Source organism: Nocardioides cynanchi (assembly GCF_008761635.1).
GTDB lineage: Bacteria > Actinomycetota > Actinomycetes > Propionibacteriales > Nocardioidaceae > Nocardioides > Nocardioides cynanchi.
On the sequence record NZ_CP044344.1, the window covers coordinates 1,181,990 to 1,195,972 of the forward strand.

Annotated in this window: 11 protein-coding genes; 8 read left to right on the forward strand and 3 right to left on the reverse strand. The window is 71.5% G+C overall.

Annotated features, from left to right (window positions below; genetic code table 11):
- Positions 1 to 25: 25 nt before the first annotated feature.
- Complete coding sequence (locus E3N83_RS05930) at positions 26 to 496, reverse strand: Rieske (2Fe-2S) protein (protein WP_151082419.1); 471 nt, start codon at positions 494 to 496, stop codon at positions 26 to 28.
- Positions 497 to 596: 100 nt separating this feature from the next.
- On the reverse strand, positions 597 to 3,452 hold the full coding sequence (gene uvrA / locus E3N83_RS05935; RefSeq protein ID WP_151082420.1) for an excinuclease ABC subunit UvrA: 2,856 nt from the start codon (positions 3,450 to 3,452) through the stop codon (positions 597 to 599).
- Between the two features lie 151 nt (positions 3,453 to 3,603).
- Between uvrA and E3N83_RS05940 the strand changes: the two genes are divergently transcribed.
- The 8 genes from E3N83_RS05940 (at position 3,604) to E3N83_RS05975 (ending at position 12,839) form a co-directional block, all read left to right on the forward strand.
- Positions 3,604 to 4,362, forward strand: coding sequence for a maleylpyruvate isomerase family mycothiol-dependent enzyme (locus tag E3N83_RS05940; RefSeq protein WP_191907974.1), 759 nt, complete (start codon positions 3,604 to 3,606; stop codon positions 4,360 to 4,362).
- A gap of 4 nt (positions 4,363 to 4,366) precedes the next feature.
- Entirely contained in the window at positions 4,367 to 5,050 is a 684-nt protein-coding gene (locus E3N83_RS05945; protein WP_151082422.1) for an MBL fold metallo-hydrolase, read from the forward strand.
- Between the two features lie 52 nt (positions 5,051 to 5,102).
- Positions 5,103 to 6,629 carry a sulfatase-like hydrolase/transferase gene (locus tag E3N83_RS05950; protein WP_191907975.1) on the forward strand — a complete coding sequence of 509 codons (1,527 nt, stop codon included), beginning with the start codon at positions 5,103 to 5,105 and terminating at the stop codon, positions 6,627 to 6,629.
- A complete protein-coding gene (locus tag E3N83_RS05955; RefSeq protein ID WP_151082424.1) occupies positions 6,626 to 7,246 on the forward strand; it encodes a sulfite oxidase-like oxidoreductase in 621 nt (206 codons plus the stop codon). The genes E3N83_RS05950 and E3N83_RS05955 overlap by 4 nt, the downstream gene beginning before the upstream one ends.
- Positions 7,243 to 7,950, forward strand: coding sequence for an FAD-binding oxidoreductase (locus tag E3N83_RS05960; protein WP_238343089.1), 708 nt, complete (start codon positions 7,243 to 7,245; stop codon positions 7,948 to 7,950). The genes E3N83_RS05955 and E3N83_RS05960 overlap by 4 nt, the downstream gene beginning before the upstream one ends.
- Positions 7,951 to 8,019: 69 nt before the next feature.
- Positions 8,020 to 8,376, forward strand: a complete 357-nt coding sequence (locus E3N83_RS05965) for a VOC family protein (protein WP_151082425.1) — start codon at positions 8,020 to 8,022, stop codon at positions 8,374 to 8,376.
- Between the two features lie 259 nt (positions 8,377 to 8,635).
- Complete coding sequence (locus E3N83_RS05970) at positions 8,636 to 9,814, forward strand: NAD(P)/FAD-dependent oxidoreductase (RefSeq protein WP_151082426.1); 1,179 nt, start codon at positions 8,636 to 8,638, stop codon at positions 9,812 to 9,814.
- An 88-nt stretch (positions 9,815 to 9,902) separates the two neighbouring features.
- On the forward strand, positions 9,903 to 12,839 hold the full coding sequence (locus tag E3N83_RS05975) for a M36 family metallopeptidase (protein ID WP_151082427.1): 2,937 nt from the start codon (positions 9,903 to 9,905) through the stop codon (positions 12,837 to 12,839).
- On the opposite strand, the gene E3N83_RS05980 is transcribed toward E3N83_RS05975, so the two are convergent.
- Positions 12,836 to 13,969, reverse strand: a complete 1,134-nt coding sequence (locus E3N83_RS05980; protein WP_151082428.1) for a substrate-binding domain-containing protein — start codon at positions 13,967 to 13,969, stop codon at positions 12,836 to 12,838. The genes E3N83_RS05975 and E3N83_RS05980 overlap by 4 nt on opposite strands.
- Between the last annotated feature and the right edge of the window lie 14 nt (positions 13,970 to 13,983).

Consider the following 13,983-nt stretch of genomic DNA (forward strand, 5'->3'; position numbering starts at 1 on the left):
ACCGTTGCGTCTGCAGGGAGCCGGATCAGCCGGCGACGATGTCCTTGCCCTGGAGCTTGACCGCGACCCTCGGCAGGGCCGGCACCGAGCCCGGCGGGCTGCCCAGCGGGCCCGCGACGTTGCTGCCGTCCTTGATCGAGAACTGGCTGCCGTGGCAGCCGCAGTTGATGGTGCCCGCCGACACCGACGCGAGGATGCAGCCCGCGTGGGTGCAGGTGGCACCGAACCCCTCGAACTGACCCTGGGTCGGCTGGGTCACCACGACGTTCTGCTGGCCGAGGATCACCCCGCCGCCCACGGGCACCGCCGAGGCGGTCGTCAGGAGGGTGCTGGAGGACCCCGAAGGAGTCTTGCCGCCCGACTGGCCACCCTGCTGCCCGCCCGGCTGGGCAGCGGGCTTGCTCGAGCCGCCGCAGGCAGCCAACAGCGGCAGGCTCAGGCCACCCACGGCGGCTCCCGCGAGGGCGCGGCGTCGGGTCAGTGCTGGGTCGGTCACGGAGGCTCCTGGCGGGGTCTGGGCGGGGGGTCGTTGCTGTCAACGCTAGCTGCGAAGGCTGAGATTGCGCTGTGGGACGTTGGTACTACGACCAGACCCGTCAGGCGGTTCGGCCGGTGGTCAGCAGCGGCGCCAGGAACTGCCCGGTATAGCTCTCGGTGTCGGCTGCCACCTGCTCGGGAGTGCCTTCGGAGATCACCATCCCGCCGCGGGACCCGCCCTCGGGGCCCATGTCGATCACCCAGTCGGAGGTCTTGATCACGTCGAGGTTGTGCTCGATCACCAGCACGGTGTTGCCCTTGTCGACCAGGCTCGAGAGCACCCCGAGGAGCTTGCGGATGTCCTCGAAGTGCAGCCCGGTGGTCGGCTCGTCGAGGACGTAGACGGTGCGGCCGGTCGATCGCTTCTGGAGCTCGCTGGACAGCTTGACCCGCTGGGCCTCTCCTCCCGACAGGGTCGTCGCGGGCTGGCCGAGCCGGACGTAGCCCAGCCCGACCTCGCACAGGGTGACCATGTGCCGCGCGATCGCGGGCACCGCGGCGAAGAAGTCCGCGGCCTCCTCGATCGGCATGTCGAGCACCTCGGCGATGGTCTTCCCCTTGTAGTGGACCTCGAGCGTCTCGCGGTTGTAGCGGGCACCGTGGCAGACCTCGCACGGGACGTAGACGTCCGGCAGGAAGTTCATCTCGATCTTGATCGTGCCGTCGCCGGCGCAGGCCTCGCAGCGCCCGCCCTTGACGTTGAACGAGAACCGCCCCTGGAGGTAGCCGCGCACCTTGGCCTCGGGCGTCGACGCGAAGAGCTTGCGGATGTGGTCGAACACTCCCGTGTAGGTGGCGGGGTTGCTGCGGGGGGTGCGCCCGATCGGCGACTGGTCCACGTGGATCACCTTGTCGACCTGGTCGACGCCGTTGATCCGCTTGTGCCGGCCGGGCACGGCCCGGGCGTTGTAGATCTGCTTGGCCAGGCTGGTGTAGAGGATGTCGTTGACCAGGGTGGACTTGCCCGAGCCGGACACGCCGGTCACCGAGACGAAGAGCCCCAGCGGGAAGCTGACGTCGATGTCGCGGAGGTTGTGCTCGACCGCGCCGACCACCTTGAGCTCGCGGCCCTTGGTGCGCGGACGGCGTACGGCGGGCACCGGGATCTCGCGGCGCCCCGAGAGGTACATCCCGGTCAGGGAGTCGCGGTGCTTGAGCAGCCCCTTCACCGAGCCCGAGTGGACAACCTGGCCGCCGTGCTCGCCGGCACCCGGGCCGATGTCGACCACCCAGTCGGCGGTGCGGATGGTCTCCTCGTCGTGCTCGACCACGATCAGGGTGTTGCCGAGGTCCTTGAGCCGGACCAGGGTCTCGATCAGGCGCTGGTTGTCGCGCTGGTGGAGACCGATCGAGGGCTCGTCGAGGACGTAGAGGACCCCGACCAGGCCGGCACCGATCTGCGTGGCGAGCCGGATCCGCTGCGCCTCGCCGCCGCTCAGCGAGCCGCTGGGACGGTCGAGCGAGAGGTAGTCGAGCCCGACGTCGAGCAGGAAGTTGAGCCGCTCCTGGATCTCCTTGAGCACCCGCTCGGCGATCTGCTTCTCACGGGTGGAGAGCTCGAGCTCGCGCAGGAACGCGGCACTCTCGTTGATCGGCAGGGCGCAGACCTCGGCGATCGACTTGCCGCCCATGGTCACGGCCAGGCTGACCGGCTTCAGCCGGCTGCCGTGGCAGGCCGGGCAGGGCACCTCGCGCATGAAGCCCTCGAAGCGCTCCCGGCTGGTGTCGGACTCGGCCTCGTGGTGGCGGCGCTCGACGTAGGTGCGGACGCCCTCGAACTCGGCGTAGTAGGCGCGCTGGCGGCCGTAGCGGTTGGTGGTGACGACGTGCACCTTGGTCGGGTGGCCGTCGAGCAGGGAGGCGCGGGCCTTCTTGGAGAGCTTCTCCCACGGGGTGTTGAGGTCGAAGCCCAGCTCCTCGCCGAGCGCACCCATCAGCCGCAGGAAGTAGTCGGCGACGTGGGCCTGGCTCCACGGCTGGATCGCGCCCTCGCCCAGGGTCGCCTGGGGGTCGGGGACGACCAGGTCGGGGTCGACCTCCATCCGGGTGCCCAGACCGTGGCACTCGGGGCAGGCGCCGAACGGTGAGTTGAAGGAGAACGACCGGGGCTCGAGCTCGTCGGTGTCGATCGTGTGGTCGTTGGGGCACGACATCTTCTCGGAGAACTTCAGCTCGCGACCGGGGTCCTTCGCCGGGAGGTCGACGAAGTCGAAGACCACCAGCCCGGCGGCGAGCCGCAGGGCGGTCTCGACCGAGTCGGTCAGCCGGCGCTTCGACGACGGCTTGACCGCCAGCCGGTCGATCACGACCTCGATCGTGTGCTTCTTCTGCTTGTCGAGCTTCGGGGGGTCGTCGAGCGTGTGGATCTCGCCGTTGACCCGCACCCGCGAGAAGCCGTCGGTCTGGAGCTGCCGGAACAGCTCGACGTACTCCCCCTTGCGGCCACGGATCACCGGGGCCAGCACCTGGAAGCGGCGACGCTCCTCGAGCGCCAGGACGCGGTCGACGATCTGCTGGGGTGTCTGCCGCTCGATCGGGGCGCCGCAGACCGGGCAGTGGGCGCGGCCGGCGCGGGCATAGAGCAGGCGGAGGTAGTCGTAGACCTCGGTGATCGTGCCGACGGTGGAGCGGGGGTTCTTCGAGGTGGACTTCTGGTCGATGGACACCGCGGGCGAGAGGCCCTCGATGAAGTCGACGTCGGGCTTGTCCATCTGGCCGAGGAACTGGCGCGCGTACGCCGACAGCGACTCGACGTAGCGGCGCTGCCCCTCGGCGAAGATGGTGTCGAACGCCAGGCTCGACTTGCCCGAGCCCGAGAGGCCGGTGAACACGATCAGGGCGTCGCGCGGCAGGTCGAGCGAGATGTCCTTGAGGTTGTGCTCCCGGGCACCCCGGATGATGAGCTGGTCGGCCACGAACTTCCCTAGCTGGTCGTCGGACGGCGTTCGAACACATGTTCGTCCACGCTGGTGGTCAGCGCAAGCGTGCCACGCCCCACCGACAGTCCGATCCTACGTGGCGGGGCGAGGTACCCCTTCGGGTGTCGGCGGGGTGTTAGATGGCGCCATGACCTCGGCTCCCGACCACTCGGCGCAGCACTCGGCCCAGCGGGTGGCCGAACTCCTGGGCGAGGCCGCGCAGCGGCTGACGCGCACCGTCGACGGCCTCGGCGACGAGGACTGGTCGGCCCCGTCGCTGCTCCCCGGCTGGACACGCGCGCACGTCGTCGCACACCTCGCCCTCAACGCCGAGGGCATGGCCCGGGCCCTGCGCGGGGTGGTCGCCGACGAGTCCGACGCCGACGAGGCGCGCACCATGTACGACTCCGACGAGCAGCGCGACTCCGACATCTCCGACCTTGCCACCGCCGACGCGAGTGAGCTCCGTGACCGGCTGCTGGCCGGCACCAGCGCGATCAACGACGCGATCACCGCGGTGCCCCCGACCGGCTGGCAGGGGCGGATCGAGCGCACGCCGGGCGGACGCACCATGCAGACCGCCAGCCTGCCGGGCATGCGGCTCCGCGAGGTGGAGATCCACCATGTCGACCTGGGAGCTGGCTACACCACCGCCGACTGGTCGCCCGAGTTCGCCGAGCTGCTCCTCGACGCGATGTCCAGGCGCGACGCCACCACGGCCTTCGAGGTCAAGCCGCTCGACTCCGACCGCACCTGGCTGTTCGGCGACGCGGAGCCGGACGCGGAGCACCCGGTCCCGGTCGTGACCGGCCCAGCGGCCGACCTGGGCTGGTGGCTGACCGGCCGCCCCGCCCCCGAGACTGTGTCCTGCTCGCACGGCGAGCTTCCCGAGATCGGAGCGTGGTGACCCCATGACCCAGCAGGCTGACTACACCGGCGAGGTGTCCCCCGGCGGCGCCCCGGACCGTCGTACGGCGGGGGCCCTCGAGATCACCAAGCTCGCGGTCGACCCGGAGATGCACAACAACTGCTACCTCCTGCGCTGCACCGACACCGGCGACCAGGTGCTGATCGACGCGGCCGACGAGGCCCACCGGCTGCTGGAGCTGATCGGGGACGGTGGGCTCACCGCGGTGGTCACGACCCACCAGCACTGGGACCACCACCGCGCCCTCGCCGAGGTCGTGGCCGGCACCGGCGCGACCGTCATCGCCGGCACGCCCGACGCCGACGCGATCACCGAGCAGACCGGGGTGACCGTCGACCAGCGGGTCGGCGCCGACGACCGGATCCAGGTGGGCACCTGCTCACTCGTCGTGATCCCGGTCGCAGGCCACACCCCCGGCTCGATCTGCCTGTTGTACGACGACGGGTCGGGCCGGCCGCACCTCTGGACCGGGGACTGTCTGTTCCCCGGTGGTGTCGGAAACACGCAGGGCGACGCCGAGCGCTTCACCCAGCTGATCGGTGACGTCTCGACCCGGATCTTCGACGCGCTCCCCGACGAGACGTGGTTCTACCCCGGCCACGGCAACGACTCGACGCTCGGCGTCGAGCGCCCCCATGTCGAGGAGTGGCGCGAGCGCGGCTGGTAGGCCGCACCGACGCACCTGCCGGGAGAGCCGAGACGCTCTGGTAGAACGGAGGATGCCCTCCGGAGGACCAGCGCGGCGCCGCACGCGACCTGCCGTCGCCGTACTCCCTGCCCTCCTCGCCACGGTTCTGATCGGGCTGCTCGGCACCTCCCCGGCCGTTCACGCGGCACCCGGTGGGCCGGCGTCGCGGGCCGGGACGGTCCCGGTCGAGCAGAAGCCCAACATCGTGGTGATCCTGACCGACGACATGCGGGCCGACGAGCTGCAGTTCCTGCCCGCCGTCCAGCGCCTCCAGAGCTCGGGGGTCACGTTCACCCGAGCCCTGAGCCCGGACTCGCTGTGTTGTCCGGCCCGCGCGACCCTGCTCACCGGCAAGCTCGCGCACAACCACCTGACGCTGGGCAACGACCCCTCCAGCGACGGCGGCTACGGAGTGTTCGCCCTGCACAACGACATCGAGCGACTCCTGCCCCAGTGGCTGGACAACCAGGGCTACCGGACGGCCTGGATCGGGAAGTACCTCAACGGGATCCCGCCCTTCGACACCTTCGACCAACCGGACTGGACGGACTTCGAGGTGCCGGTCAGGGGGATCTACGACTACCGCTTCAGCAAGTTCGCGGTCAACGGCCGGCTGGTCACCGACGACCGCTACCGCGAGGTCTACACCCGTCAGCTGCTGCTCTCGCGGGTGCGCGCGTGGTCGTCCCGGACGCGTCCGTTCTTCGTGCTCTACAGCGCCCTGGCACCCCACAAGAGCAGGTCGGCGCTCGGGGGCGCGGCTCCCCCGCAGGTGCAGGGCATCCACCGCGACTTCGACCCCGGCCGCCTGGTGCCGGCGCCGTCGGTGACCGAGACCGACCTCACCGACAAGCCCCTCTGGCTCCAGGGCTACGCCGCCAAGGTCGGGCCGCAGCCCTACCCCTTGCGCCTCGAGACCCACCGGGTCGAGGCTCTGCTCAGCGTCGACGACACGGTCGACGCTCTCGTCACCACCCTCCACGACCTGCACGAGACGAAGCGGACCATCGTGATCTTCACCTCCGACAACGGCTTCATGCTGCGCGAGCACGACCTGGCCGACAAGAACAAGGCGTACGACGAGTCCGTGCACGTGCCGCTCGTGGTGCGCGGGCCCGGCTTCCGCGGCGGGATCGAGGCCGGCCAGACCGTGAGCCTGGCCGACGTGACCGCGACCATCCGGCGCGCGGCCGGCGTCACCCGGGCGCACCGCGCCGACGGCACCGCACTCCAGGACGTGCTCGGCTTCCCCGCGTCGTTCGACCAGAGGCCGGTGGAGATCGAGGGCTCGGACGCGCTCTACCCGAACCGCCCCGCCCTCCCCACCGACCCGATCGGACGCTTCTACTCCGGAGCGGTGTGGGGCCCCTACTCCTACATCACCTACCAGACCGGGGACCGCGAGTTCTACGACCGGAGCACCGACCCGTGGCAGCTGGACAACACCTACTCCGCCCACCCGGTGCCCGGGAGCCCGCAGGCGCTGCTCCAGGCCTGGTTCGCCGCCCACGTCGACTGCCAGGGCCTGGCCTGCAACGACCGGATCACCGGGCCATGAGCGAGTTCCCGCCCACCCGGGGCTTCACCGGTCGGCCGCGGGGCGGACGACCCGACCGGCTGCCACCGGGCCAGTACGACACCGGAGCCGACTGGCCCACCCTGACCGCCGAGGTCACCCCGCATCTCGTCCCGGACCGGTGGACGATGACCGTCGACGGGCTCGTCGACTCGCCGACCACCTGGACCTGGAGGGAGCTGCACGCGCTGCCCGGGTCGTCGTACTTCGGCGACATCCACTGCGTGACCACGTGGTCGAAGCTCGACACGACCTTCGCCGGGGTCAGCGTCGACACCCTCCTCGCCGCGGCCCGTCCGGCCGGGGACGCGGCGTACGTGATGGCGCACTCCACGACCGGCTACACCACCAACCTCCCCCTTTCTGACGTCACCGGCGGCAAGGCCTGGGTGGTCTGGGAGTACGACGGGCGGCCGCTGCCGGTCGAGCACGGCGGCCCGGCCCGGCTGCTGGTGCCGCACCTCTACTTCTGGAAGTCCGCCAAGTGGGTGACCCGGCTGGAGCTGATGGAGCGCGACCGGCCCGGCTTCTGGGAGCAGAACGGCTACCACGACCGTGGCGACCCCTGGCTGGAGCAGCGCTACCAGGGCGACCCGTGACCAGCGCGACCAGCGTGCACGACACGGCCTGGACCAGCGGCCGGGTCGACGAGGTCGAGCGGGTCGGCGACCACCTGGTCCGGCTGCGGCTGGAGCTGGCCGAGCGCAGCGAGCACCTGCCCGGCCAGCACTGCGTGGTCCGGCTCCGTGCCGAGGACGGCTACACCGCGCAACGGTCCTACTCGATCGCCTCCGACCCGGCGGACCCACTGCTGGAGCTGATGGTCGAGTGCCTGCCCGGCGGCGAGGTGTCGGGCTTCCTGCACGACGAGGTGCGGGCCGGCGACGTGCTGGAGGTGCGCAGCCCGATCGGCGGCTGGTTCACCTGGGCCGGCGACACCACGGCGATCTGCGTCGGCGGCGGCACCGGCGTCGTACCCCTGGTCTCCATGCAGCGGCACGCCGCCCGCCTGGGGCTGGCGGACCGGCTGCGGATCGTCGCGGTCGCCCGCACCTTCGCCGCCCTTCCCTACGCCGGTGAGCTGCTGGCGGGCGGGGCCTTCGTCGCGCTGACCCGCGAGAACCTCGGCGACCGCGTCGCCCACCCGCCGTACCCCGACGAGATCGAGCGGCTCGCGGCGGGCGTCGAGCGCGCGTACGTCTGCGGCTCGGTCGGCTTCGCGTCGTTCGCCACCCGACTGCTCGGCGAGGTGGGCGTGCGCTCGGACGCGATCCGGGTCGAGCAGTTCGGCGCCACCGGCTGATCGGTCATCTGCTGGCTGCCCACCGCGACCGGACGCGGATCGTCCGGAACGCCTTGTAGCGTGCCCGACATGGCCATCGCCCGGTTTCCCAGCCTCGTCCTCGACTGCCCCGACCCCGCTGCCCTCGCCGCGTTCTACGGAGCGATGCTCGACTGGTTGGTCGAGTCGCGCCCGGGCTGGGCGGAGGTGCGGGCCGACTACGGCCAGTGCATCTGCTTCCAGCAGGTGGCCGACTACACAGCGCCCGCGTGGCCGGGGCAGGCGGTGCCGCAGCAGATGCACCTCGACGTGATCGTCGACGACCTCGACACCGGTGAGGCCGCGGTGCTCGAGCTCGGCGCGACGAAGCACCAGCACCAGCCGGGTACGACGTTCCGGGTCTTCCTCGACCCGGCCGGGCACCCGTTCTGCCTTTGCGTGGACTGAGCCGAGCGGGACGCCGTCCTACGGTCCGCGCCAGCCACGGTCGGTCGTCGGGTCGTGTGCCTGAGGGCGCGCTCCGGCGCGGTCTCGGGCACACGACCCGAAGTCCCCCACCGGTGCTCCGCGGCTCCGCCTGTCGTCGTACGACGTGCCCGTCTCCTGCCGGCGCCACCCTTCTGGCTACGGTGGGCGGGGGCCGCCTCAGCGACGGCCCGGCGTCACGAGCCGAGTTCCTCAGCCTGACCCGAGACAGGAGTTCCCGATGAGTGCACCGATCGTCGTGGTGGGCGGCGGCCTGGCCGCCGGCACCGTCGTCACCCAGCTGCGCGAGCACGGCCACGAGGGCCCGGTCGTGCTGCTCGCCGCCGAGACCCACGCGCCGTACGAGCGGCCGCCGCTGTCCAAGGACCTCCTGCTCGGCAAGGGTGAGCCGGCGGACGCCGAGGTGCACGAGCGCGCGTGGTACGCCGGGCACGACATCGACCTGCGCACCGGCACGGCCGCCACCGCGATCGACCGCGAGGCGCGGCGAGTGCAGGCGGGTGGCGAGTGGATCGACTACGACACCCTGGTGCTGGCAACCGGAGCGCGCCCCCGGCACCTGGCGATGGCCGACGACAGCGGAGTCCCCGTGGTCTACCTGCGGACGCTCGACGACTCGCTCGCCCTGCGCGAGCACCTCACCGAGGGTCGGCGGATCGGGATCATCGGGGGCGGCTGGATCGGGCTGGAGGTGGCCTCGGCGGCACGCCAGCAGGGGGCCGACGTCACGGTGCTGGAGTCGCTCGACCTGCCCCTGCTCCGGGTGCTCGGCCCGGAGGTCGCCCAGGTCTTCGCGGACCTCCACCGCGAGCACGGCGTCGACCTGCGCACCAGCACCGAAGTCACCGCGATCACCACGAACGGCGCGGGAGCCACCATCGCGCTCGGCGACGGCAGCGCCCTCGACGTGGATCTCCTCGTGGTCGGGGTCGGTGTCGAGCCGGTCACCGACCTGGCCGAAGCCGCCGGTCTGGCCGTCGACAACGGCATCCGCACCGACAGCCACCTGCGCACCGCGGACGAGCACGTCTATGCGATCGGAGACGTCGCCAACATCGACCACCCGGTGCTCGGGCACCCGTTGCGGGTCGAGCACTGGGACACCGCGATCCAGCACGGCAAGGCCCTGGCAGGCACCCTGACCGGCACGCCGACCGAGGCCTCCGCACTCCCCTACTTCTTCACCGACCAGTACGACCTGGGCATGGAGTACGTCGGGAACCCTGGACCCGAGGGCTACGACCGGGTCGTGCTGACCGGCGACGTGCCCGGCCGCGTGTTCCGGGCCTGGTGGCTTCGCGGCCCGCGGGTCGTCGCGGGGATGCACGTCAACGACTGGGACGCCATCGACGAGATCCGCCGGGTCGTCGGCACCGACGAGGTCCCGCCCGGAACGTGACCAAGTCGGTACGAACGAGGGTTACCCTCGGCGGGACGGTCAGGGGAGAGTACGTAGGCCGCCGTCCACGCCCAGCCGAGGGAGACACATGATCGAGCATTTCCTGCCCAGCCGCCGTCGGGCGGGCTACGCCGTGGCCTCGGTCGCGGCGCTGGCCGTGGCCGGCCTGGCGGGCAGCACGTCGTACGCCGCTGGTGCCGGCGCCGGCGGCCCTCGTGCCTCCATCACGACCTCCCACGTCCGCGCGACCGGCGGCGAGCAGCGCGGCTTCTACGACGCCCGCAGCCAGGCGCCGAACGCCCGGCAGGTCGCGGCGGTCACGGCGGAGCAGCCGGCCGTGACGACGTTCAAGGCCACGCTTCCGGGCCAGAGCGTCCTCGATCTCGACCCGACGACCGGGACCGTGCGGATGCTGACCCGCCTCGACGGCTTCCTGACCGGGGCCAGCCACCGCGGTGCACCCCGAGTCGCGCGCCACTACGTCGCCCAGCACCACGCCGCCCTGGGTCTGACCAGGACCGACCTCAGGACCCTCCACCTCAGGCGCAACTACGTCGACATCGCGGGCACCCACCATCTGTACTGGACCCAGCGCATCGGTGGGCGACAGGTGATCAGCAACGGCCTGACCGCCGCGGTCGACAAGCGCGGCCACCTGCTCACCGTCGGCGGGTCACCGATCAGCAAGTCGCGCGCGGGCAAGGTGCCCACCGGCACCGGCCGGATCGCGACCGCGAGCCAGGCGCTCACCGCGGCCCGGCAGGCCGGTCAGGTGTCCGCCGGGGCCGACCTCGGCAACGACTTCGCCGAGCGCGGCCTGTTCCTCACCCCGAGCGGGCTGCATCTCGCGTGGCGCACGGTCGCCCTGTCAGCCAGCCGACCGGCCGAGCGGGTCGTCGACGCCACCACCGGGCAGCTGCTGCTCCAGCACCCGCTGACCAACTTCGAGAACAGCAACGACAGCACCGGCAAGGTCTTCCGCTTCTTCCCGAAGGCCAAGCACGGGGGTCGGCAGGTCCGGGTCGACTTCACCCGCCACGGCTGGCTGGGCCGCAGGGCCACCGTGCTGAAGGGCAACAACTCCCACGCCTACTCCGACGTCAACGACGACAACCGCCCGGAGAAGTCCGAGGAGGTCAAGGCTCAGAGCGGTCACGCCTGGAGCTATCTGCTCAAGCCGTTCCACCCCTCACTGCCCGGCGCCGGCAAGTTCTGCAGCAACCCGTGGCCCTGCTCCTGGGACCCCGACACCCGGCGGTCCTGGCAGACCAACCGCGCGCAGAACGCCACGCAGGTCTTCTACTTCGTCAACAACTGGCACGACCACCTGAAGAAGGCGCCGATCGGCTTCACCAACGCCGCCGGCAACTTCCAGGCCAGCAACGGCGGTACCCAGGGCAAGGGTGGCGACGCGGTCGCCACCGAGACCGACGACGGCGCCAACACCGCAGGCGGACTGCCCGACAGCTCCCACATCGACAACGCCAACATGTCGACGCCGCCGGACGGTCACGCGCCGACCATGCAGATGTACCTCCAGCACGAGCCCGGTACGTCGTACCCCACCGAGGACCCCTTCTCACCGACCAACGTCGGGGACGAGGCGGACACCGTCTACCACGAGTACACCCACGGGCTCTCCAACCGGCTCGACGTCGACGTCCAGGGCTTCTCGACGCTCGGCAACGTGCAGGCCGGCGCGATGGGCGAGGCGTGGAGCGACTGGTACGCCATGGACTACCTCGTCAAGCAGGGCCTGCAGAAGGACCGGCCCGGCAAGGTCGACGTCCGGCTCTTCCGCTACGACGGGGTCGGCGTGAACTTCGACCGGACCGAGCCGATCGACTGTGCCGTCAGCTCGAAGGCCCACCTCTGCAACGGCGGCCGCACCGGCCACCGGGGCGGCTACACGTACGCCGACTACGGCAAGGTGGTCGGCGGGCCCGAGGTGCACAGCGACGGGGAGATCTGGGCCCAGACGCTCTGGAGCCTGCGCCACAAGCTGGGTTCGCGGAAGACCGAGTCGTTGGTGACCCGGGCGATGGAGCTCGCGCCGTACAACCCGTCGTTCCTCGACATGCGCAACGCGATCCTGGTCGCCGACACCTCGTTGTACAAGGGCGTGGGTCGCGCCAACATCTGGCGGGTCTTCGCCAGCCGCGGCATGGGCTTCTTCGCCGGCTCGCTCGGTGGCAACGACTCCGCACCCGGCGCCAGCTTCGCGACACCTCCGAAGCAGCTCGCCCTGCGCACCGTCCAGGGCACCGTGACCGACAGCAGCACCCACGCGCCGCTCGCCGGCGTGCCGGTCACCCTGGCCTTCCAGGGCAAGGGTGTCGTCAACCCGACGGCGGTGACCGACGCGACCGGGCACTACGCCATCCACGGCGTGCCCGAGGGCGTCTACCGCAAGCTGCAGGTGACCGGCGGCGGCTTCGAGCCGACGCGGGTCACCGTCAGGGTCGGCCCCTCGGGCGCCACCAGCAACCTGTCCGCACGTCGCGACTGGGCCGCGGCCAGCGGCGGAGCCACGGTGCAGCACGCCGACGGTGTCGACTACAGCGTCTTCGGCTGCGGCCCGCGCGGCGCCATCGACCTGAGCCAGGCCACCGGCTGGAGCACCAATGCCGGGCCGGGCACCAACGACAGCCCGACCAGCACCTTCCATGCCAAGCAGATCGTGATCAACCTGCACCACGCGGTGAACGTGACCGGGTTCGGGGTGGACCCCGAGGCCACCTGCAGCGACGGAGCGAGCGCGTCCACGGGGCAGTACGAGATCGACACCTCGCCGGACAACGTGAGCTGGACGCCCGAGCACTCCGGCACGTTCACCGCCGCCGACAACGGTCGGATCAACGCCGTGCCCGCCGACACCAGCCCGACCGGGGTGCAGTACGTCCGCTTCACCATCGTCACCAACCAGGTCCCGGACTTCGCTCAGGACTGCCCGGCGGGTGGGTTCGACGGTTGCCAGTTCGCCGATCTCACCGAGCTCGAGGTCTTCGGGACGCCCGGGCCCTAGCTCCCCTGCCCGGCCCCGGCGAGGTTGGCCTGGGTCACCACCTGGGCGGGCAGCAGCAAGGCCTCGAGCCGGTGCCCGTCCGACTGCGGGTCGGGGAAGGGTCGCAGGCTCAGGCCGGCGGACTCCGGGCTCTGGCCCCGGGCCAGCGCCGAGACCAGCTGCGCGGCGGCGCGAGCCTCGAGCGCGCCGTCCTCGACGACCGTCAGGGTCTGCCGCCCGTCCCGGACCTGACGCAGACCCGGAACACCCGAGCCCTGCCCTGCGATCATCACCCGGCTCTTACGGCCGAGCCCGTTCAGGACGCCGAGCACCGTCTCGGCGAGGTGGTCGTCCGCGGCGAGCACGCCGTCCACCTTCCCGCCTGCGGCGGTGAGCGCCTGCTGGAAGGACGCGGCGGCATCGGCGAGCGTCCAGCTCGTCACCTCCGCCTCCACGACGGTGGCCCGGCCGGCGCTCACCAGGGGGTCGAGCACCTCGTGCACCCCCATGGCGAACAGCACCGCGTTCTGGTCGATGTCGAGCCCGCCGTCGAGCATGATCAGCTTCGGGTCGGTGACGCCCTGGGCGGTCAGGCAGTCGACCAGCGACTGGGCCTGGAGCCGCCCGGCTCCCTCCTCGTCGTACGACACGAGGTACGGCGCCGTACCGCCCGGCACCGGGTGGTCGAAGTCGACCACGGTCACACCCGCGCGGGCCGCGATCCGCTCGACCCGGGCACCGGTCCGGGCGTCCAGCGTGTCGAGGACGAGGAACCGCGCCCCCGACCCGATCACCGCCCGGGCCCCGCTCAGCAACGCCGTCGGGTCGGCCGCCGTGACCCGCACGCGGGGGCGCAGCCCCGCTTGCCTCAGTGCGCTGTCGAGGTCGTTCGCCACGGTCTGCGGGTCGCTCGTCACGGCCGTCGAGCTGTCGACGACGACGGCGACCGCACCCGAGGCCCGCCCCGCGTCGGATCCGGGCGGCGGCACCGTACTGGTGGGCGGGTCGGCCAGGGAGCAGGCGGCGTCGGTCCCGGCGGATGCGCTGGACTCGTCGACGCCCGGGTTGCTGCCGCTCCCGGAGTCGCAGGCAGCCAGCCCGAGCACCATCGTGGCACCGAGGGCCGCGATCGAGGCGGTGGTCCTGCGCACGCTGCGAACCTATC

Coding starts and splice junctions, on each gene's coding strand:
- E3N83_RS05940 (WP_191907974.1), top strand. CDS start 3,604: ATGACCTCGGCTCCCGACCACTCGGCGCAGCACTCGGCCCAGCGGGTG.
- E3N83_RS05945 (WP_151082422.1), top strand. CDS start 4,367: ATGACCCAGCAGGCTGACTACACCGGCGAGGTGTCCCCCGGCGGCGCC.
- E3N83_RS05950 (WP_191907975.1), top strand. CDS start 5,103: ATGCCCTCCGGAGGACCAGCGCGGCGCCGCACGCGACCTGCCGTCGCC.
- E3N83_RS05955 (WP_151082424.1), top strand. CDS start 6,626: ATGAGCGAGTTCCCGCCCACCCGGGGCTTCACCGGTCGGCCGCGGGGC.
- E3N83_RS05965 (WP_151082425.1), top strand. CDS start 8,020: ATGGCCATCGCCCGGTTTCCCAGCCTCGTCCTCGACTGCCCCGACCCC.
- E3N83_RS05970 (WP_151082426.1), top strand. CDS start 8,636: ATGAGTGCACCGATCGTCGTGGTGGGCGGCGGCCTGGCCGCCGGCACC.
- E3N83_RS05975 (WP_151082427.1), top strand. CDS start 9,903: ATGATCGAGCATTTCCTGCCCAGCCGCCGTCGGGCGGGCTACGCCGTG.